Source organism: Paraburkholderia saeva, assembly GCF_907164555.1.
In the GTDB taxonomy this organism is placed as follows: domain Bacteria; phylum Pseudomonadota; class Gammaproteobacteria; order Burkholderiales; family Burkholderiaceae; genus Paraburkholderia; species Paraburkholderia saeva.
Genome location: NZ_CAJQZC010000013.1, coordinates 65,190 through 85,337 on the forward strand (window position 1 = coordinate 65,190; position 20,148 = coordinate 85,337).

Annotated in this window: 21 protein-coding genes; 12 read left to right on the plus strand and 9 right to left on the minus strand. The window is 62.7% G+C overall.

The window, feature by feature from the left end; translation table 11 throughout:
• Positions 1-24 precede the first annotated feature (24 nt).
• From LPA36_RS26015 to LPA36_RS26035, 5 genes are all read left to right on the plus strand, one after another.
• On the plus strand, positions 25-1,623 hold the full coding sequence (locus LPA36_RS26015; RefSeq protein WP_228883054.1) for a 3,4-dehydroadipyl-CoA semialdehyde dehydrogenase: 1,599 nt from the start codon (positions 25-27) through the stop codon (positions 1,621-1,623).
• A 115-nt stretch (positions 1,624-1,738) separates the two neighbouring features.
• On the plus strand, positions 1,739-3,331 hold the full coding sequence (locus LPA36_RS26020; RefSeq protein WP_228883055.1) for a benzoate-CoA ligase family protein: 1,593 nt from the start codon (positions 1,739-1,741) through the stop codon (positions 3,329-3,331).
• A gap of 80 nt (positions 3,332-3,411) precedes the next feature.
• A complete protein-coding gene (locus LPA36_RS26025; RefSeq protein ID WP_228883056.1) occupies positions 3,412-4,242 on the plus strand; it encodes an alpha/beta fold hydrolase in 831 nt (276 codons plus the stop codon).
• Between the two features lie 367 nt (positions 4,243-4,609).
• Positions 4,610-5,395, plus strand: a complete 786-nt coding sequence (gene garL, locus LPA36_RS26030) for a 2-dehydro-3-deoxyglucarate aldolase (RefSeq protein WP_228883058.1) — start codon at positions 4,610-4,612, stop codon at positions 5,393-5,395.
• A gap of 73 nt (positions 5,396-5,468) precedes the next feature.
• A complete protein-coding gene (locus tag LPA36_RS26035) occupies positions 5,469-6,365 on the plus strand; it encodes a 2-hydroxy-3-oxopropionate reductase (RefSeq protein WP_228883060.1) in 897 nt (298 codons plus the stop codon).
• Between the two features lie 73 nt (positions 6,366-6,438).
• On the opposite strand, the gene LPA36_RS26040 is transcribed toward LPA36_RS26035, so the two are convergent.
• Positions 6,439-7,638 (minus strand): YbfB/YjiJ family MFS transporter, encoded by a 1,200-nt coding sequence (locus LPA36_RS26040; RefSeq protein ID WP_228883213.1) that lies wholly within the window; start codon positions 7,636-7,638, stop codon positions 6,439-6,441.
• 257 nt (positions 7,639-7,895) lie between these two features.
• Here LPA36_RS26040 and LPA36_RS26045 point away from each other — a divergent pair, with 257 nt between their 5' ends.
• Both LPA36_RS26045 and LPA36_RS26050 read left to right on the plus strand, forming a co-directional pair.
• Positions 7,896-8,333, plus strand: a complete 438-nt coding sequence (locus LPA36_RS26045; protein WP_228883062.1) for a hypothetical protein — start codon at positions 7,896-7,898, stop codon at positions 8,331-8,333.
• Between the two features lie 69 nt (positions 8,334-8,402).
• A complete protein-coding gene (locus LPA36_RS26050; protein WP_228883064.1) occupies positions 8,403-8,597 on the plus strand; it encodes a hypothetical protein in 195 nt (64 codons plus the stop codon).
• Positions 8,598-8,700: 103 nt separating this feature from the next.
• Here LPA36_RS26050 and LPA36_RS26055 read toward each other — a convergent pair whose 3' ends face one another.
• Both LPA36_RS26055 and LPA36_RS26060 read right to left on the minus strand, forming a co-directional pair.
• Positions 8,701-10,149, minus strand: coding sequence for a catalase (locus LPA36_RS26055; protein ID WP_228883066.1), 1,449 nt, complete (start codon positions 10,147-10,149; stop codon positions 8,701-8,703).
• Positions 10,150-10,195: 46 nt separating this feature from the next.
• Positions 10,196-10,672 (minus strand): DUF3331 domain-containing protein, encoded by a 477-nt coding sequence (locus tag LPA36_RS26060; RefSeq protein ID WP_228883068.1) that lies wholly within the window; start codon positions 10,670-10,672, stop codon positions 10,196-10,198.
• A gap of 478 nt (positions 10,673-11,150) precedes the next feature.
• Between LPA36_RS26060 and LPA36_RS26065 the strand changes: the two genes are divergently transcribed.
• The gene (locus LPA36_RS26065; protein WP_228883071.1) at positions 11,151-11,732 is read left to right on the plus strand and encodes a TetR/AcrR family transcriptional regulator; all 582 of its coding nucleotides are present in this window, start codon (positions 11,151-11,153) and stop codon (positions 11,730-11,732) included.
• Positions 11,733-11,835: 103 nt separating this feature from the next.
• Here LPA36_RS26065 and LPA36_RS26070 read toward each other — a convergent pair whose 3' ends face one another.
• From LPA36_RS26070 to LPA36_RS26085, 4 genes are all read right to left on the minus strand, one after another.
• Positions 11,836-12,384, minus strand: a complete 549-nt coding sequence (locus tag LPA36_RS26070; RefSeq protein WP_228883077.1) for a methylated-DNA--[protein]-cysteine S-methyltransferase — start codon at positions 12,382-12,384, stop codon at positions 11,836-11,838.
• Between the two features lie 186 nt (positions 12,385-12,570).
• Positions 12,571-13,089: a hypothetical protein gene (locus LPA36_RS26075; protein ID WP_228883079.1), complete on the minus strand. Its 519-nt coding sequence runs from the start codon at positions 13,087-13,089 to the stop codon at positions 12,571-12,573.
• Between the two features lie 212 nt (positions 13,090-13,301).
• Positions 13,302-13,781, minus strand: a complete 480-nt coding sequence (locus LPA36_RS26080; protein ID WP_228883081.1) for a nuclear transport factor 2 family protein — start codon at positions 13,779-13,781, stop codon at positions 13,302-13,304.
• A complete protein-coding gene (locus LPA36_RS26085) occupies positions 13,778-14,482 on the minus strand; it encodes a TetR/AcrR family transcriptional regulator (protein WP_228883083.1) in 705 nt (234 codons plus the stop codon). Before LPA36_RS26085 ends, LPA36_RS26080 begins: the two co-directional genes overlap by 4 nt.
• 126 nt (positions 14,483-14,608) lie before the next feature.
• Here LPA36_RS26085 and LPA36_RS26090 point away from each other — a divergent pair, with 126 nt between their 5' ends.
• Complete coding sequence (locus LPA36_RS26090; RefSeq protein ID WP_228883085.1) at positions 14,609-15,259, plus strand: YceI family protein; 651 nt, start codon at positions 14,609-14,611, stop codon at positions 15,257-15,259.
• A gap of 126 nt (positions 15,260-15,385) precedes the next feature.
• On the opposite strand, the gene tdh is transcribed toward LPA36_RS26090, so the two are convergent.
• Positions 15,386-16,417, minus strand: a complete 1,032-nt coding sequence (tdh, locus tag LPA36_RS26095; RefSeq protein WP_228883087.1) for an L-threonine 3-dehydrogenase — start codon at positions 16,415-16,417, stop codon at positions 15,386-15,388.
• Between the two features lie 14 nt (positions 16,418-16,431).
• Complete coding sequence (locus LPA36_RS26100; protein ID WP_228883089.1) at positions 16,432-17,631, minus strand: glycine C-acetyltransferase; 1,200 nt, start codon at positions 17,629-17,631, stop codon at positions 16,432-16,434.
• Between the two features lie 153 nt (positions 17,632-17,784).
• Here LPA36_RS26100 and LPA36_RS26105 point away from each other — a divergent pair, with 153 nt between their 5' ends.
• The 3 genes from LPA36_RS26105 (at position 17,785) to LPA36_RS26115 (ending at position 20,062) form a co-directional block, all read left to right on the plus strand.
• Complete coding sequence (locus LPA36_RS26105) at positions 17,785-18,411, plus strand: helix-turn-helix domain-containing protein (RefSeq protein ID WP_228883091.1); 627 nt, start codon at positions 17,785-17,787, stop codon at positions 18,409-18,411.
• 127 nt (positions 18,412-18,538) lie between these two features.
• Positions 18,539-18,925 (plus strand): DUF2471 family protein, encoded by a 387-nt coding sequence (locus LPA36_RS26110; RefSeq protein WP_228883093.1) that lies wholly within the window; start codon positions 18,539-18,541, stop codon positions 18,923-18,925.
• Between the two features lie 102 nt (positions 18,926-19,027).
• Positions 19,028-20,062, plus strand: coding sequence for a tyrosine-type recombinase/integrase (locus LPA36_RS26115; protein WP_228883095.1), 1,035 nt, complete (start codon positions 19,028-19,030; stop codon positions 20,060-20,062).
• Positions 20,063-20,148: the final 86 nt, after the last annotated feature.

The following is a 20,148-nucleotide window of genomic DNA, read 5'->3' on the forward strand; positions in this document are numbered from 1 at the left end:
ACCGACATTCAGAAAGGGCATCTCATGGCCGCATTGCTAGAAAACTTTATCGCCGGCAAATGGGTCGCCGGCAGCGGCGAAGGCACGCTGCTGACCGATCCGGTGACGGGCGAAGCGCTCGTGCGCGTGTCGAGCCAGGGCCTCGATCTGGCCGCCGCATTCGACCACGCCCGCAAGCAGGGCGGCGCCGCTTTGCGCAGCCTGACCTATGCGGCGCGCGCCGCCCTGCTCGCGGAAATCGCGAAAGTGCTGCAGGCGAATCGCGACGACTACTACGCGATTGCGCTCGCGAACTCCGGCACGACGAAAAACGATTCCGCAGTCGATATCGATGGCGGGATTTTCACGCTGTCGTACTACGCGAAGTTCGGCGCGACGCTCGGCGATGTTCACGCGCTACGCGATGGCGCCACGGTGAGTCTCAGCAAGGACAGGTCGTTCACCACGCAGCACGTGCTGACGCCCACGCGCGGCGTCGCGCTCTTTATCAACGCCTTCAATTTCCCGTCCTGGGGATTGTGGGAGAAGGCCGCGCCCGCGCTGCTCTCGGGCGTGCCGGTGATCGTCAAGCCCGCCACCGCGACGGCATGGCTCACGCAGCGCATGGTGGCCGACGTCGTGAAGGCCGGCATTCTGCCGGACGGCGCGCTTTCGGTGATCTGCGGCGGCTCGGCGGGCCTGCTCGACCAGATCGGCGCGTTCGACGTCGTCTCGTTCACCGGTTCAGCGGAAACCGCCGCGAAGCTGCGCGCGCATCCGGCGTTCGTCGAACATGGCGCGCGCCTCAACGTCGAAGCGGACAGCCTGAACAGCGCGATCCTCGCCGCCGACGCCGCGCCGGGTACCGAGGCGTTCGATCTCTTTATCAAGGAAGTCGTGCGCGAAATGACGGTGAAGTCTGGCCAGAAATGCACGGCGATCCGTCGCGCGTTCGTGCCGAAGCAGCATCTCGCTGCGGCCACCGATGCGCTCGTCGCAAAGCTCGCGAAGATCACCGTCGGCAACCCGCGCAACGAGTCGGTGCGCATGGGCGCGCTCGTCAACCGCGAGCAGTACGACACCGTGCGCGCCGGTATCGCCGCACTGCGCGAAGAAGCACGCGTCGCGTTCAATGGCTCGGCGGTCGAACTCGTCGACGTCGATCCCGCTGTTGCCGCGTGCATCGCGCCGCATCTGCTGGTCGTCGACGATGCGGACGTCGCCACGCGCATCCACGACATCGAGGTATTCGGCCCCGTCGCCACGCTGTGCGGGTACACCGTGGCGGCCACGCAGGACAGCTCGCTCGAAGAAGCACATGCCATCGCGCTCGCCCGACGCGGCCAGGGTTCGCTCGTCGCGTCGGTGTTTTCGAACGATGAAGCGCGCCTCGCGCGAATCGCGCTCGAACTCGCCGATACGCACGGGCGCGTCCATGCGATCTCGCCTTCGGTGGCGCAGAGCCAGACCGGCCACGGCAACGTCATGCCGATGTCGCTGCACGGCGGCCCAGGCCGGGCCGGCGGCGGCGAAGAACTGGGCGGCGTGCGCGCGCTGGATTTCTATCATCGCCGCGCGGCAATCCAGGCGCCGGCCGCAACGAACGAAGCCGTGCTGCAGGCAACGTCGAGCGCCAACCCATGAGGCTGAAAGCCGGAGCGGACACGAATCACTGAATCGCCCCATTCAACCGACAGAAAGAACGTGTGACGGCGGCTCTCGCCCGCCGGACGCGCGTCGCCCACGTCAGGAGACAAGCATGGAAGCCCTGGTAGAGCCGACCGCAGCAAAGGGTCAACCCGCCATCGACGCGCCGCCCGTTCATTTCAACTTTGCAGCGCACCTTTTTACGCTGAACGAAGCGCGGTCCCCGAAGCCCGCGTATATCGACGACAACAGTGTCACGACGTACGGCGAACTCGAGTCGCTCGCGCGCCGCTTCGCGAGCGTGCTGACGAAACTCGGCATTCACCCGGAGGAGCGTGTGCTGCTCGTGATGCACGACACGACCGACCTGCCCATTGCGTTTCTCGGCGCGCTGTACGCGGGCGTCGTGCCGGTCGTCGCGAATACGTTGCTGACGCCCGCCGACTACACCTACATGCTCGATCACAGCCGCGCACGTGCTGTCATCGCGACGGACGCGCTGTTGCCGACGATCGCGCAGGCGCTCGCCGATACATCGAACGAAGGCTGCGTGCTCATCGTCTCGCAGCCGCAAAACGCGGATCTGCCGGGCGAGCATGTGTTTCGCCGGATGATCGACGCCTCCACACTGCGCGCGACGCCCTGGCCAAGCCACGCCGACGACTTCGCGTTCTGGCTGTATTCCTCCGGCTCGACGGGCAAGCCCAAAGGTACCGTCCACACGCATGCGAACCTGTACTGGACCGCGGAGTTGTACGGCAAGCGCGTGCTTGGTATCCGCGAGGACGACGTCGTCTTTTCGGCAGCGAAGCTGTTCTTCGCGTACGGTCTCGGCAATGCGCTGACGTTTCCGCTTTCCGTTGGCGCAACCGCGATCCTGATGGCAGGCAGGCCCACGCCCGAGGCCGTCTTCGCGCAATTCACGCGCCACAAGCCGACCATCTTCTACGGCGTGCCGACGTTGTATGCGGGCATGCTCGCTTCACCCGACCTGCCGCAGCGCGCAGACGTGCGGTTGCGCGTGTGCACCTCCGCCGGCGAGGCGTTGCCGCGCGAAACGGGCGAGCACTTCACGGAACGTTTCGGCTGCGAGATTCTGGATGGCATCGGTTCGACCGAGATGCTGCACATCTTCCTTTCGAATCGCGCGGGCCACGTCGCATACGGCACGACGGGTACCGCGGTGCCGGGTTACGACATCGAACTGCGCGACGAAAGCGGCCAGCCGGTGCCCGACGGCGAAATCGGCGACCTCTACATCAAGGGGCCGAGCGCCGCGCTGATGTACTGGTGCAACCGCGAAAAATCGCGCGCGACGTTTCTTGGCGACTGGCTGAAAAGCGGCGACAAGTATCGTCGCCTGCCGGATGGCAACTACACGTACGCAGGCCGCAGCGACGACATGCTGAAAGTCAGCGGGCAGTACGTGTCGCCGATCGAAGTCGAGATGGTGCTGATGCAGCACGACGATGTGCTCGAAGCGGCGGTCGTCGGCGTCACGCGTGACGGGCTCATGAAAACGCGTGCGTTCGTCGTACTGAAACACGCAGAGGTCGCGACCGACGCGTTCGCCGCCGAACTGAAGGCCTTCGTGAAGGCACGGCTCGCGCCGCACAAATACCCGCGCGAAATCCTGTTCGTCGACGATCTGCCGAAAACGGCGACGGGCAAGATCCAGCGTTTCAAGCTGCGCGAGGCATCGTGATGCGCCGCCCGGACCGGACATCGTCGAAACTGCCGCACAATACGCGGTGAAACGCCGTTTAACTTTTCTGCGACTGACCCATGGATCGCCTGACCGCACGTACACCGCTATCGACCGCTTTCACTGAACTGCCTGCCCGCGCGGAACGCGGCGCGCTTCGCATCGAGTATCAGTGGCTCAGCCCGGAGCGCGTCGATGCACCGCTCGCGGTTTTTCTGCATGAAGGCCTTGGCTCGATCGCGATGTGGAAGGACTGGCCGCAATCGCTCTGCGACGCGCTGGGTTTCCGCGGTCTCGTGTATTCGCGTCCGGGTTATGGACGCTCGACGCCGCGCGATCACGACGTCAGGTGGCCCGTCGATTTCATGCACCGTCAGGCGCACGAGGTGTTGCCCGCGTTTCTCGATGCGCTTCAAATCGACGACGCCGAACGCGAGCGCATGTGGCTCGTCGGCCATAGCGACGGCGGCTCGATCGCGCTGCTCTATGCGGCGGCGTTTCCCGACGCGCTCTGCGGCGCGATCGTCGTGGCGCCGCATGTAATCGTCGAGCAGAAGTCCGTCGACGCCATCGCGCAGGCAAAGATCGCCTACGAAACAACCGACTTCAAGCCAAAGCTCGCGCGTTATCACGACGATGTCGATTCGGCGTTCTACGGCTGGAACGATATCTGGCTTAACGCGGATTTCCGTCGCTGGGACATCACGGGCGTGCTGCCTTCGATCACGTGCCCGCTACTTGCCGCCCAGGGCCACGACGACGAGTACGGCACGATGGCGCAGATCGACCTGATCCAGCAGCACGTGGCGCACGCGCAGCTCGCCAAACTCGATGGGTGTGGACATTCGCCGCATCGCCAGGCGCCTTCATTACTGAACACGCAGATCGCTGCGTTTGTGAAGAACCACTAGCCATCCGCTTGCGGTGAGCTTTTTCGGGAGGTGAGCGCGCCGTCGTTTCGCGCTCATCTCCGTCATTGGGCGTTCGGCCCTTTTCCTGTCATCCTTCCCGTCGCATCATGCAGGTAATGCCACGTCCGCTCGTGGCGCGCGTGGGTATTTATATTGTCAGTCGTCGTATAACTCGACAGAAAGGCAGTACAACGCCATGTCATTGTTCAATATGCGGGTTAACGCGGCTATGAAAGCGCATTGGCGCGGGCATAATGCAATTAAGATGTACGACAACAGATAACATCATGTCTTGAACGGGACGCGGATTCGACCTGCGCCGCGGCCCGCTCTGCTCGCCACTCGTCACCCAGCCGAAGGACAATTCATGATCGCTACCTCGCCGTTTCAGTCCCTGCCCAACCGTTTTCGTCAGGCCGTGCGCAACCGCGAGAAGCTCGTGGGTTGCTGGTCTTCACTGGCGAGCCCGATCGTCACGGAAATGCTCGGCGTGATCGGTTTCGACTGGCTGCTGCTCGACGCGGAACACGCGCCGAACGATGTCCTGACGCTCATCCCGCAGTTGATGTCGCTTAAGGACAGCCGCAGCGCGCCCGTCGTGCGGCCGCCGGCAAACGAGAGCGTCGTGATCAAGCGTCTGCTCGACAGCGGCTTCTGCAACTTCCTGATCCCGTTCGTCGACAGCGCCGCCGATGCCGCGCGCGCCGTCGCCGCGACGCGCTATCCGCCGCATGGCATACGCGGCGTGTCGGTCGGCCATCGTGCGAACCGCTTCGGCACCGTCGCCAATTATCTTGAGGTTGCGAACGACAACATCTGTGTGATCGTGCAGATCGAAAGCCGCGCCGCCGTCGAAGCGATCGACGAAATCGTGGCCGTCGACGGCATCGATGCCGTGTTCGTCGGTCCGTCCGACCTCGCTGCTGGCTACGGCCATCTCGGCGACGCGAACCATCCGGAAGTGCAGCAGGCGATCGAACGCATCTTCGCCGCCGCGAACGCTGGCGGCAAGGCGAGCGGCATCCTGGCGCCCGTCCAGGCCGACGCCGAACGGTACATTGCGATGGGCTGCCAGGTGGTGGCCGTCTGCGCTGACCTCGGCCTGCTGCGCAATGCCGCGCAGGCTGTGCACAAGCACTTCATTGCCGCCTGAACCCGACACATCAGACACGCCATATACCCGACTCAACGACACACTGAACCCGACAGATCGAACGGAGGATCACATGCAATCAGCAGGCTTTATCGGACTCGGCATCATGGGCAAGCCCATGGCTGCAAATCTTCTCAAGAACAACGTATCGCTCGCGGCCTTCACGCGCAGCGGCGTGCCCGACGAACTGAAGCAGGCCGGCGCCATCGCCTGTGACAGCCCGGCAGCCGTCGCGGCGAAAGCCGACGTCATCTTTATCATGGTGCCGGATACGCCGGACGTCGAGCGCGTGCTGTTCGGCGAGGATGGCGTCGCGAGCGCGCTGCGCGCAGGCCAGACGGTTGTCGACATGAGTTCGATCTCGCCGATGGCCACACGTGAATTTGCCGCGCGCGTGCGCGAAAGCGGCGCGGAATATCTGGATGCGCCGGTGTCGGGTGGCGAAGTGGGCGCGAAGGCGGGATCGCTCACGATCATGGTCGGCGGCACGCAGGCCACGTTCGACGCCGTGAAGCCGCTCTTCGACATGATGGGCAAGAACGTCACGCTGATCGGCGACGTTGGCGCGGGACAGGTCTGCAAGGTCGCAAACCAGGTGATCGTCGCGGCAACAATCGAAGCGGTCGGCGAAGCGTTGCTGCTGGCATCGAAAGCCGGCGTCGATCCGGCGCGTGTGCGCGAGGCGCTGATGGGCGGCTTCGCTTCTTCGCGAATTCTCGAAGTGCACGGCGAACGGATGACAAAGCGCACGTTCGATCCGGGCTTTCGCATCGAGCTGCATCAGAAGGATCTGAACCTCGCGCTTTCGACCGCGCAGGCGCTCGGCGTATCGCTGCCCAACACGGCAACGTGCCAGGCGCTCTTCAATGCATGCGTCGCGCACGGCGGCAAGGCGTGGGATCACTCGGCGATGGTTCGCGCGCTCGAAGTGCTCGCGAATCACGAGATCGGTCAGCCCGTGAAGGCGTAACGTAACGTCGCGGCGTCGCCGCGCGTTGTATCCGGCTCCCGAAAATACTCACCGATGTGCAGCGCGTTCGCTTTTAGCGCTCGACGTGCTGCGCATCGAGTGGCTTTTGACAGGCGGCCAGCACGGCGCCTGCGCCAAGAATGATCGCCGAATAAAGCAGTCCGCGCGCGAGACCCGCACCATCCGACACCCAGCCAATCACCATCGGCCCGACGATCTGGCCAAACGCGAACACGATCGTGAACGCGCTGATGCCTCTCGCCCAGAGGCTCGCGGGCAGGTTATGACGCACGAAGGCAGTCGTCGACGCGACGGCCGACAGAAACGTTGCGCCGAACATCACACCCGACAAAAACGCAACGAGCGGGTGCGTAACGAGCGCCGGCATGAGCGTGGCGAGCGCGAGCAACCCGTTGAGCACCGCAAGCGCCCAGCCACCGCGCACACGATCGAGGAGCCGCGACCAGATACGCGCCGATGCGATCGTCGCCACGCCGAGCAGGACGTAGAAACCTGTCACGACTGAAGCGTTCATCCCGCTATTACGCAACAGCGCGATGATGAACGTCATGTAGCCGATATAGCCAACGCCAAAGAGCCCGTAGCCGCCCAGCGCAAGTGCGAAGCGCGGCCATCGCAGTTCGCCTGCGACCGCTGAAGCCTGCTGCGTCGCTCCGCCTGCGCCCAGCGGCGCAACCTCTACGCGTTCGACACGTCTCACCGCCACAATCGCGATCGTCGAACTGGCGGCGCACGCGAGGGCCAGCGCGAACCACGCAAACTGCCAGCCGTGCAGCGTATTCACGAGGGTGAGCGGAACCAGGATAGCCGACGCCACAATGCCCCAACCCGTGCCGCCGTAATAGAGACCCAGCACGAAACCCGCGTCGCGCGGGCTCGCGGATGCGAGCCGCGCTGCCAGCACGCCGCCGCTGATAAAGATGAACGCGCTGGCAATGCCGGTCGCGATGCGTTGGGCGAGCAGCGCGTTGGTCTCGGACAGCACGCCGCCGGTCGCCATCAATAGAGCCGTCAGCACGCAACCCGCGTTGAAGAGCATGCCCGCCGTAAAGCGGCGCGTCAGACGCGGAAACGCCAGTGCGCCGAGCAGATAGCCGAGCGCATTGGCCGTGTTCATCGCACCCGCCTGCGCGAAACTCCACGCGAGATCGGCTTTCATCGAAGGCAGCAGGAGCGCGTAGGAAAACCGCGCGAGGCCCAATGCAATTGCGCTTCCGAGCGAAAGCGCGGCAGCCAGCAGCAACGTATTCAGTCGTGCCGGTGATCCGGCATGATCCGCGGGGCCGCCCTGCTCCGGTTCGTCAAAAGCACGGGTATCTGTCACGTTTTGTCTCGTCTCCGGTATTTGTCTGCGCAGTCTACGGGTATGGATCCCGGCGCGCCAGTCTTCAGCGCGCGCGTCTGATACTCCCTGGCGCCTGATGTACCTGATAAGCATTAACAACGATTTACTTGGGCCGGGGGCCTGCGTGGACGAGACTGGTATCAGAGTCACCCGCAGGAGGACGCATGAACTTCGATGACGCGCTCGACGAGCGTGTGCGCCACGCTTACGACGACACATTCGATCACTATCCGGGCACCTTTCGCAGCGAGACGCTGGCGCAGCCAGGCCGCATCGTGCTCGTGCTGATGGCGGCGGTCTGCCTCTGGTCGCTCGTCGAAACCCCGCGGGAACTGAGCCCCGCCGACGGCTCGCTGCGCGTGCTCGCGCTGGCGCTCGCCAAGCTCATGCTGCTTTCGACCGGCGTGGTCGCGATACTCGGCATGCCGCGCATGCGCTCGATCTTCGTGTTCCTGTGCGGCGCGAGCGTGTTCGCCATCGCGTCTGCGTTGCCGGGCGAGTACGCCGCTTCGAAGGAGCTGTTCTGCCTGTCGCTCGTGGAATGCGCGCTCAAAGCCGCGACGGTCGTCGCCTGGGCGCTCTGGTATTTCGAAGCGCCCTGAAGGCGCCGGTCCATCCAGCCGTTCAGCTCACGGTGCATCCGCGTGGGCACCGGGAAAACGGAGGGCATCATGTGCAGCGAAACACATCACGCGTGGCATCATCTGACGAATCGACGTTCGCGCCGGCACGACCGCGGCCGCCCGGGAGCCACGCGCATCGCGCGCATCCTGCGCACTGCGCTGGCGACGCATCGTGTGCTCGCGGTCGACTTCCGGTATCCGCCGTGCTTCGCGTTCGCTGCGTGTTCGCGCACGTCACGCTGAATCTTTCTTCCGCTTAGGCCGATGCAAATAGAAAAGGGGCGTGCGCTCGACGCCACGCCCCTTCTTCAATGCGCTACGGATGCTGAACCACCCTGAAGGCGGATCAGCGCCCTGCCATTTCCTCGACCGCCTGGATCGCCTTCGCGACGCCAGCACCGTAAGCCGGATCGGCCTTCGTGCAATGCTCGATGTGCAGCGCCTGAATCGGCTTCGACACGCCGGCAATCGCGCGCGCCGTGTTGTCGAAGAGCGCCTGCTTCTGCTCTGGCGACATCAGGCGGAACAGCGCGCCCGGCTGCGAGAAATAGTCTTCGTCGACGCGATGATTCCAGTGATCCGCCGCGCCTTCCAGCGAAAGCGGCGGCTCGCGGAAATCCGGTTGCTCGATCCACTCGCCGCGCGAATTCGGGTTGTACGAAGTTGCACCGCCCGCATTGCCGTCGACGCGCATCTGGCCGTCGCGGTGATAGCTGTGCACGGGACACCTGGGCGCATTCACCGGAATCTGGTTGTGATTTACGCCGAGCCGGTAGCGTTGCGTATCGCCGTACGAAAAGAGACGACCCTGCAACATCTTGTCCGGCGAAAAGCCGATGCCCGGCACGACGTTGGCCGGATTGAACGCGGACTGCTCGACGTCGGCGAAATGGTTCTCCGAGTTGCGGTTCAACTCCACATAGCCGACTTCGATCAGCGGATAGTCCTTCTTCGGCCAGACTTTCGTCAGATCGAACGGATTGATCGGATACGTGGCCGCGTCCTTCTCCGGCATGACCTGCACGAAGAGCGTCCAGCGCGGAAACGCCTTCTTCTCGATGCTTTCGTACAGGTCACGCATCGAGCTCTCGCGATCCTTGCCGACGAGCGCTTCGGCTTCAGCGTCGGTCAGGTTCTGGATGCCCTGCTGCGTGCGGAAATGGAACTTGACCCAGTGACGTTCGTTCGCCGCACTGATAAAGCTGAACGTGTGGCTGCCGAAGCCGTGCATATGGCGGAACGACTTCGGAATGCCGCGATCGCTCATTACGATCGTCACCTGGTGCAGCGCTTCGGGCAAGCCCGTCCAGAAGTCCCAGTTGTTTTCCGCGCTGCGCATGCCGGTGCGCGGATCGCGCTTGACGGCGTGGTTCAGGTCGGGGAAATTGAGCGGATCACGCATGAAGAACACCGGGGTGTTGTTGCCGACCATGTCCCAGTTGCCTTCTTCCGAATAAAACTTGAATGCGAAGCCGCGAATGTCCCGTTCGGCGTCGGCGGCACCGCGCTCGCCGGCGACCGTCGAGAAGCGCGCGAACATCGGCGTCGTCTTGCCGATTTCGGAGAAGATTTTCGCGCGCGTGTACTTCGTGATGTCGTGCGTCACCGTGAAGGTGCCGAATGCACCGGAGCCCTTCGCGTGCATGCGGCGCTCGGGAATCACTTCGCGGTCGAAATGAGCGAGCTTTTCGAGAAACCACACATCCTGCAACAGCGCGGGCCCGCGCGGGCCCGCGGTCTGGATGTTGTTGTTGTCGACAACGGGTGCACCAAATGCAGTGGTGAGCTTGTTCATGTCGTGTCCTGTCCTTGTGGGGAGATGGGCGCCAGCGGCGCCCGATTCATGCAAACGCCGACGCGCGGATCATCGCGCTGACGTTGACTGGCACGCGTCGACCGCGATTTCTAGGACGATACACCGCATCGCCGCGACGTATCGGCACGCCGCTAATCGCGCACTGGCCTGAGTTTCGCGCAACGCCCTGAACCCAGACCTGGTCGCCATAGTGGCATGTCGTCGAGCGCCAGCACAGTACGACCGTCGTCGTCGAAAGGCGTTCCAGCACCGTAATTACGGGCGGGACAGCATCGCGGCACGAAGTCTGTTCGCGCCGTGCCGCGCGCGCGCGGTAGCCGCCGTCCGGCTGGCGCGTACGGCGCTCCGGCACGCTTTCGTCCACAGGCGCCGCGCACAGCGCGTCGAGGAGCGACAGCGTCTGTACCCATGGGTCACGCACCCACGCGCCGGCGGGCATCGCGCGGCATGGGCTGGTGCGCGTGCGGGAATCATTCTGGGACGGGAAATCCTGTACGTTCATCGGTCACCTCATACGGGGGTGGCGGGCCAGACGCGCCGCGCTCATGCATGCGGCATGAGCAGGAACGGCAGGGACAACGATGGCGGCCATCATCACAACGCCGCCGTGCGTCTGGCTATTTCTGGAAACGACAAAAAGGGGAACCACGCAAGAAGGCTTCCCGCCGCACACGCGCAGGAAGCCATGCGTTGATCGTAGTCGGCCTCGCGTGATGAATGGGATTAATTGTTGTGAATCTTTTGGCCCCGCATTTAATTAAAACGCGCGAACCATGGCGGCGAGCGACAGACAGAGCGTGGACGCCTCATCGCGGTGCATGCGAGGTGTATCGCCCGTCCGGCAGACCCCACAAGGGAGACACGATGTCTGCTCCCGAACATCCTCACCTTTCCAGGCATCCGCATCGAGCGACGCTTTTGCACATTCTTGCCAGCGATGTCAAAATAGAAACATTGCAGTTTTATGAATTGGGGCAGGTATGGCAGGCGTTCGACAATTCGACGAAGACAGCGCATTTGCAGAGGCGCTGGACGTTTTCTGGCGCAAGGGTTTCCGCGCGACCTCGATGGTTGATCTGGCCGAGGCCACGGGCGTGCAACGCGGCTCGCTTTACAACGCGTACGGCGACAAGGAAGAGATTTTCATGCGGGTGTTCGAGCGATACACCGAACGGTTTATCGCAGGTGCCCAGCAGGCGCTGAACAAGCCTGACGTGCGTGAATCGTTGCTCGCGTTCTTTACCTTTGCGATCGCCTCGATTGCACAGGGCACGCCTTCGCGCGGGTGTCTGTCGACGAAGACCGCGATCGAAATCGATCCGGAATCGCCGCGTCTGCGTGAGGCGCTGCAAAAGATGATCGATCAGCTGGAAGCCACGATTCTCAGCGCGCTGGAAACAGCTGATGCGAAGAAGCGGCTCGCGATTCCCGCGGCGCAGGCGGCAAAGATCGTGGTCACGATGACACGTGGTATCGCCGTGATGGAGCGTGTCTATGGCGAAACGAAATCGCTGAAACAGACGACCTCAGCGCTCGTCGATGCGCTCGTGCCGAAGGCCTGACGCACGCTGCGCTACGCGTCAATTGCCCAGCCGGCGGGAGCCGGGGCATGTCGACAACGAGTGAAGGCGACACGCGTCGCGTCCCGGTAGAAAGCCCGCAGGCTCAACGCGTGCTTTCGAACAGCGATTGCTGCACCGCCTGCGATGCGGTCCCGTTCGTCGATGTCGGACTGTTTGCCGCTTCGATCGCCAGCAGTGTTTCCTTCGCCTTCAGTCCGCCTGCGAAGCCGGTCAGATCGCCCGACGAGCCAATCACGCGATGGCATGGCGCGATGATCGAAACAGGGTTTCTGCCGTTGGCCGCGCCGACAGCACGAACCGCCTTCGGGTTGCCGATCTGCGTCGCGATGTCCAGATAGCTGCGCGTCTCGCCAAACGGGATCGTCAGCAACGCGGCCCAGACCTGCTTCTGGAATACGGTGCCGGCAAAATCGAGCTGGAGATCGAAGCGCGTGCGCCTGCCGTCGAAGTACTCCTTGAGTTGCCGCTCTGTTTCGTCGAGTACCGCATCATGCTCGACCTCGACCATTTCGCTGAGCCGCACGCGATTGGGCCGGTCGTTTTCCCACAGGATGGCGACAAGGCTGGTCCCTTTCGCGACGAGCTTGAGTTTCCCGACCGGTGAGTTCACGACCTTGTACGCGTATGACATTGACCGGCTCCGTTCAATCGCTGATTGAGGCTGGCGACCCTTCGCCATTCGATGTGGCGCGCATCTCCTGGATATCCTCACCATCCTGGAAACGCTCACCTGAAGGCGTCAGTTCGCAACTCCCGAATTGTCTCACCTCTAACGACATCTCCTGGAATTCCTCACCATTGCAGCGACGCAATCGCGTTAGAACTTCACCTTCAGCTGAAAGCCCAACGTGAACGGAAGGTTGTCCGAAGGAATCGGTGGAATCAGAATCACGTTCGCCCCGACACGCTTGTATTCGAACATCAGGATTGGCGCGACCACGGGTCCGATTGTGTGATCGTGGCCGAGACCCCAGTTGCCGTAGTTATAGCCGGAGATAATGCCGCCGATCACGGAGAGCCGCACGAAACCCCAATGCGTGAAGTCGGGCGACCAGACGCCGCCGCCATACCACGACGGACGCGACAGCGAGTTGCGAAAGCCGCCGGCGGTCAGCGCCCATTCGTTGTTCAGCCAGCACTCGACGCCAAGGCCAGGATTGAACTGCCGGAAGTGCTCGTCCGGGTCCGGGTCGATGTGATACGACCCGATCATCACGTCGGCCCAGACGCCGCCCTTGCACCAGTCGGCTGCCTGCGCCGCGGTCGTCGCGCTCAGGCCCGCCGCGGCGGCCAGCGCCAGGCATGCCATTTTGTTTTTCGTGCGCCAGAAACGCATGTCCTCTCCGTCGTCGGTCGGACGCCGACGTGATCCATGTTCTTGTCCAGTTTTTGTTTCACCACCGTCGCGCACTGTACCTCAACGCGGACTGCGCGAAATGGTGGGCACGCTCGGAAAGGCGGGCACGCGACATGCGGCGTGCCCGCCCGGACAGAACATTAACGGAGAACCGATGGCGATTCGGTGAAAAGCGCGGCGTGCGCTGGCGCTTACAGACCCAGATCGGACAGCCCGGGATGATCGTCCGGACGACGGCCGAGCGGCCAGCGATACAGACGGTCCGCCTCACGGATCGGCAGGTCGTTGATGCTTGCGTGGCGATAGGCCATCAGGCCGTTCGCATCGAACTCCCAGTTTTCATTGCCGTACGAGCGGAACCAGTTGTTCGAATCATCGTGCCATTCGTAGGCAAAGCGGACCGCGATCCGGTTATCGGTGAATGCCCACAGTTCCTTGATAAGCCGGTAATCCAGTTCCTTCGCCCATTTGCGGCGCAGCAGGCCGACGATTTCCGCGCGGCCTGTGACAAACTCCGCGCGATTGCGCCAGACGCTTTGCGGCGTATATGCAAGCGACACGCGCTCGGGGTCGCGCGTGTTCCAGCCATCTTCTGCACCGCGTACTTTCTGGATCGCCGTTTCGCGCGTGAAAGGCGGAAAGGGCGGACGGCTTTCGACTGGTTCGGTCATGACTTCTCCTGACGTCGGGTAGATACCCGTCGGACCGACGGGCGAGAGACTGCAATATCTGCCTCGAGCAACTGCTCGCCTGCAGCGCGCGCATCGAGCGCGGCGTCGGCATCGCCGCTGACAAGCGCCACGCCAATGGCGCCGTCAATCAGGATCAGCCATTGCCGCGATAGTTGCGCGGCGCGTGCGGCGCGCTGATCTTTGTGTTTGATCTGACTATTCGCGGTGACGTCCGGGCCGGGCGATTCGACGTAGTCGTCGCACACTTCGCGCACGAAGTGCAGCAGCCGCACCTTGTGGTCCCGCGCGACAACACGGATCGGATCATCGGCTGCCTCGATTTCCCCGGCGGCGTTGAGAAACGCACAACCATGGAAATCGTCCGACGAGAACCATTCCCGCAACACGTCGAACATGCCGAGAAGCCGTTCGCGCGGTGTTGCCCCTCTCGCGAGCGTGCCGTCCGCAAACCAGTTCATCCAGCGTGCGTCGCGCCTTTCAAGCGCGGCGGCCACGAGCGCGTCCTTCGAGCCGAAATGCGTATAGAAGCTTTTACGCGCCGTGCCGGACTGCCGAACGATGGCGTCCACGCCGGTTGCATGGATGCCGCCGGCGTAGATCAGCGCTTCGGCCGCGTCGAGCAGCCGCTCACGCGCGCCCGTCGCCGACGGCGTGTCAGAGGGAGCATGGAAAATCGTCATGAACGAAAGGTAGAACGATCGTTCTCCATTGTCAAGTTTTCGATAGGGCCGCCCGCCGTCGATGGAACCTGGCTGGCGCTCCGCGCTTGCGTTATGGTGATGCTCTTCGAACTACGGATCGACGACATGCGGACATTCACGCTACGCGCAGCACTTACGCGCGCGTTCCTGCTCACGGCGCTTGCTACGGCAGCGGCCTGCACGCCACTTCAGGTGGTGACGCACACGGTCAGCACGACGGAGACGCGCGTGCCTGTCGGACGGTACACGCTCGATCCGAACCATTGCAGCATCACGTTCGATATCGATCACTTCAAGTATTCGCGCTTTACGATGCGATTCGATCGAAAAACCGCACAGCTCGACTGGAACCCTGGCGGGCTGGATAAAAGCGCGGTGACGGTTTCGATCGATGCGTCGAGCCTCGACACGAACGTGCCGATTCTCGACAGGATGGTAAAGAGTGACCAGATGCTGGATGTTGCGCGCTACCCGGAAATCCGTTTCGTGAGCACGCGCTTTGAGCGCACCGGCGATTCACGCGGAACGCTCACCGGCGATCTGACGATTCACGGCGCCACACAACCGGTCACGCTCGATGTGACGTTCAACGGCTTCGCACCCGACCCGCTGACGAAGCAGGACACGCTCGGATTTTCAGCGGAAGGCCGCTTCAGCCGTTCGAAATTTGGACTGTCGACGTGGTACCCGGCCGTGGGCGATGACGTGCATGTGCGAATCCAGGCGGAGTTCGTGAAGCCGCCTGCGGGGGGTTGAGCCTGACCGGTTTTGCGGGTTTGGACCTTACGTTTATCCTGGCGTGCAGGCCCAGGCGCGTGTAAGGAACATGCGTAGCGCTGGATGCACATCCAGCGCTACGTGAGCCGACAACGGCTCAAAGGCTCACGCGGCCGTCCAGTCCAGGATGACCTTGCCGCTTTCGCCGGAGAGCATCGTCGCGAAGGCGCGTTCGTAGTCGTCGACCGGAAAACGATGCGTGAGGATCGGCGACAGATCCAGCCCGCTTTGCAGCATCGCCACCATCTTGTACCAGGTCTCGAACATCTCGCGACCATAGATACCCTTGATCTCAAGACCCTTGAAAATGACCTGGGTCCAGTCGATTGCGGTTTGCGCCGGCGGGATACCGAGGAGCGCAATCTTGCCGCCGTGGTTCATCGCTTCGAGCATGCTGGTGAACGCGCTCGGCACACCCGACATTTCGAGCCCAACGTCGAAACCTTCGGTCATGCGAAGCTCATCCATGACGTCGCGCAGCGATTTGTTTGAAACATTGACCGCTCGCGTCGCACCCATTTTTCGCGCAAGCTCGAGGCGATAGTCGTTGATGTCGGTAATCACGACATTGCGCGCGCCGACATGTTTCGCAATCGCGACCGCCATGATGCCAATCGGCCCCGCCCCGGTGATCAGCACGTCCTCGCCAACCAGGTTGAACGAAAGCGCCGTGTGCGTTGCGTTGCCGAACGGATCGAAGATCGCGGCGAGATCATCGGAGATTTCCGGCGGGATCTTGAACGCGTTGAACGCCGGAATGACGAGATACTCGGCGAACGCACCCTCGCGATTCACGCCGACGCCGACCGTATTGCGACACAGATGACGGCGGCCCGCACGGCAGTTGCGACATAAGCCGCACGTAATATGGCCTTCGCCGGAAACACGGTCGCCAATGGCAAAGCCGCGCACTTCCTGCCCCATCTCGACGATTTCGCCGACGTATTCATGTCCGACGTGCATCGGCACGGGAATCGTCTTCTGCGCCCAGTCATCCCATTTCCAGATGTGAATGTCCGTGCCGCAGATCGCGGTGCGCGTGATGCGGATCATCACGTCGTTGTGACCGACTTCAGGTTTTTTCACGCGCGTGAGTGTGAGGCCGGGCGCGCGTTCGAGTTTCGCAAGTGCTTTCATGTGACGGGCTCCGTTCAGATCACGCCAAGGGCTTTGCCGACGCGCGCGAATGCATCGACGGCGCGATCGATCTGCGCCGGCGTGTGCGCCGCGCTCATCTGCGTGCGGATACGCGCGCGGCCCTTTGGCACGACTGGAAACGAGAAGCCGATGACATAGACACCTTCGTGCAGCAGCGCGTCGGCCATGCGTGACGCAAGCTGCGCGTCGCCGAGCATCACCGGGATAATCGGATGCTCGCCCGGGACGAGCGTGAAACCGAGCGCGCTCATGGCGCGGCGAAAATGCGCGCCGTTTGCACGGACCTGTTCGCGCAGCTTCGCGCCTTCTTCGCTGGCAAGCAGGTCGAGCACCTTTAGGGAAGCCGCGGCGATGCTGGGGGTCAACGTGTTGGAAAACAGGTACGGACGCGAGCGCTGCCGCAGCAGCTCGATGACTTCCCTGCGCGCGGCCACATAGCCACCCGATGCACCACCGAGCGCCTTGCCGAGGGTTCCGGTGATGATGTCGACGCGCGAGAGCACGCCGCAATGTTCCGGCGTGCCACGGCCGTTTTCGCCGATGAAACCGACCGCGTGCGAATCGTCCACCATCACGAGTGCACCGTACTGATCCGCCAGATCGCAGATGCCCGCGAGGTCGGCGATGATGCCGTCCATCGAAAACACGCCGTCGGTGGCGATCAGCTTGAATCGCGCGCCCGCGGCGTCGGCTTCCCGCAACTTCGCTTCGAGATCGGCGAGATCATTGTTGCGGTAGCGGAAACGCTTTGCCTTCGACAGACGCACGCCGTCAATGATGCTGGCGTGATTCAGTTCATCGCTGATGATCGCGTCGGATTCGTCGAGCAGCGTTTCGAACAGACCGCCGTTCGCATCGAAGCAGCTGGAGTACAGAATGCAGTCGTCCGTCTGCAGGAATCGGGCGATCTCGCGCTCCAGATCCTTGTGCACGGTCTGCGTGCCGCAGATGAAACGGACCGAGGCCATGCCAAATCCATCGCGGTCGAGTCCGCTTTTTGCGGCGGCCACGAGCCGCGGATCGTTCGCGAGGCCCAGGTAGTTGTTGGCGCAGAAGTTCAGCACTTCGGCGCCGCCTTCCAGGCGGACGTCGGCGGACTGCGGACTGGCGATCACGCGCTCGGTCTTGTAAAAGCCGTCGCTGCGAATCTGCTCAACCGTGCTGCGCAGATGGGCAAGAAAGGGTTCACGCATGAATCAGGCTCCAGGATGGCCCGGCGGATCACGCCGTGGCATTAGCTCGCGGACCGGCAGCCTGTTATAGTCGGCTGTCAGCTTTACCGGATTAATTCGATTTTTCGAACCTATGTTCGGTATGTCGAACAACTTTAAACGATAGGCCAAACGATGGCAAGTTCCGCAACGCGTCGCACTTCGACGACATCCGCTCCCACGACCGGTGTGCAGACTGCCGCGATAGTTGCAGCGCCGCCACGCGTGGGCGAGCAGATCCAGCGCCTGCGAAGCGAACGGCGCATGACGCTCGACGATCTCTCGCGCGCGGCGGGCGTTTCGAAATCGATGCTCTCGGAAATCGAACGGGACAAGGCGAATCCGACCATTGCGGTCGCGTGGCGTCTCACGAATGCCCTTGGCGTCAGCCTCGATTCGTTGTTCGCCCAACAGAAGCCGCCAGAAGCCATCGCCGTATCCGGGCCCCATGACATTCCCACGTTGAGCGGTCACGATAGTCGCTACCAGTTGCGGGTGTGGGGGCCGATCGATCTCGCGGGCAAGTTCGAGTGGTACGAACTGACGCTGCAACCTGGCGGCGCACTCGTGTCGAATGCTCACGAGCCCGGCACGCGCGAGCACCTGACGGTGCTGAACGGCACCATTGAAATCGAGGCGGCCGGCACGAGCCGCAAGCTGAAGGCCGCCGATACGGCGCGCTATATCGCCGACGAACCGCACGCGATCCGCAACGCGGGAAAAGGCGAAGCCAAAGCGTTGCTGGTAGTGATTCACGGGTAAGCCTCCGCGCTCGGACAACGTCCTCACGATAGCGCAGTGGCAACAATCCGGCGCCTCGGCCGGATGGCCGAGGTTGCGCCAACTACTGTATATTTGTACAGTACTGGTGGATTGACCGGAGCCGAAGATGAATCACCCAAACGACCATGACCTTGCCTCGTTGCGCTTCCAGGCGGCCGCGCGCGATCTGGAACACATCGTGCGCCACATCGCGGCGCGATACATCACCCAGCAGGTGCCACTGACCTGGCGTCTACTGCACGCAATCGAAGCGGAGGCGCTCGCCGACCTCGGCTTTGCGAGCCGTCACGACGCGTTTCTGCTCCTCCTGTTTCAGCGTCCCGACAACCTGCCTTATCCAGAAACTGACGAAACCGTGGATTTCGGAACATCGAACGCATTGCCGGCGGTGTTCGCGTTTGCGGTCAACGCTTATGAAGAGGCGCATGCCGCTGCGATGCAATCCGCAGGCAGGAGAGCGGCGGTGATTCGCCCGCGCGCCTGGGGCGGTTAGCCGGCGAAAGCCGTCCGTTTTCGTTGCATTGGGGAACAGCGCCTGGAATGGAAACCGATGACTGAATAACCTACACTTCACGCAACTAACAGATATTCAGTCATGGCCACTTCACCACCCTCGTCGCAAACGCAACGGCAACCGGCAGGCACCGACCTGTTCGACCAGCAGCGCGAAGACTGGCGACGCGATCCTCGCATTGCGTTCGACACCTGGCTAGCGGGTCAACAGTTCCGGCGCTCATCGGCCGAAGTGTATCGAGCGCAGTGGGGATTATTTCTCGACTGGCTGCAGGTTCGCCGCAAAAGTTTGACGACCGTCGATATGCAAACGATCGCCGATTTCGTCGCAGGCCTCGACATACGCAAACCGCAGCGTGTCCGCTATTTGAGGCTGATCGAGCGCGTGCTCGATCACGTCCGTGAAATCGAACTCGCTTCGACCAATCCTGCGCGCTTCATTGCTCAGGATGGAGACGCAGCGTGGCGGAACGCGCGGGACAATGAGCCGACCGGATTTCTCACTTCGGTCGAGCGGTCTCTTCTGGTTGCGCATCTATTCTCGCCACTCGCTGATCTTTCAGTTGCCGCGCGATGGCGCGAGCGTCGCGACCGCGCATTGATCGCGGTGTTTCTGGGCGGAGGAATCAAGACCGGCGAAGCGCGAACGCTCACCATTAGTTGCGTAAATCCTGGTTCACAGTGGGTTCTGGTGGAGGCGGCGAATCCCACCTTCACGCGGCGCACCCGGCTTTCGCCGTTCGCCGTCGCTGTCATGGATGCGTGGCTTGCCGAGCGGCATCTGTCTGAACTGGCCGGCAATCTTGTTTTTCCCGCTTCGCCTTCGGGACGGCCAATGCATAAGGCCACCATGTTGCGATCGGTCGACGCGTTGATTGAAGCCGCGGGCATTTCGAACGCCCGCGCGGCACGCGCCAGCCCGCATACGTTGCGCAATACCTTTGCTGCCGATCTGTTCGAAGCTGGGGTTGAACCGGAACTCGTGGGTCAGTGGCTCGGATTCATGCAACCTGTCTCTTCGAACCGACTGCATCGTGCGTGGCGAGACTGGATGAACCAGCAGGACACGGATGCATACGATGTTCCGGATCCGGCCTCATCGGCACGTCCGATCTAGCCGTCTCGCCCGCCGGGCCGGGCACATACCCATTCCCGGCCCCGGAAAACCCTCACCTGCCGGCTCCCGAAACAGCTCACCGCTAT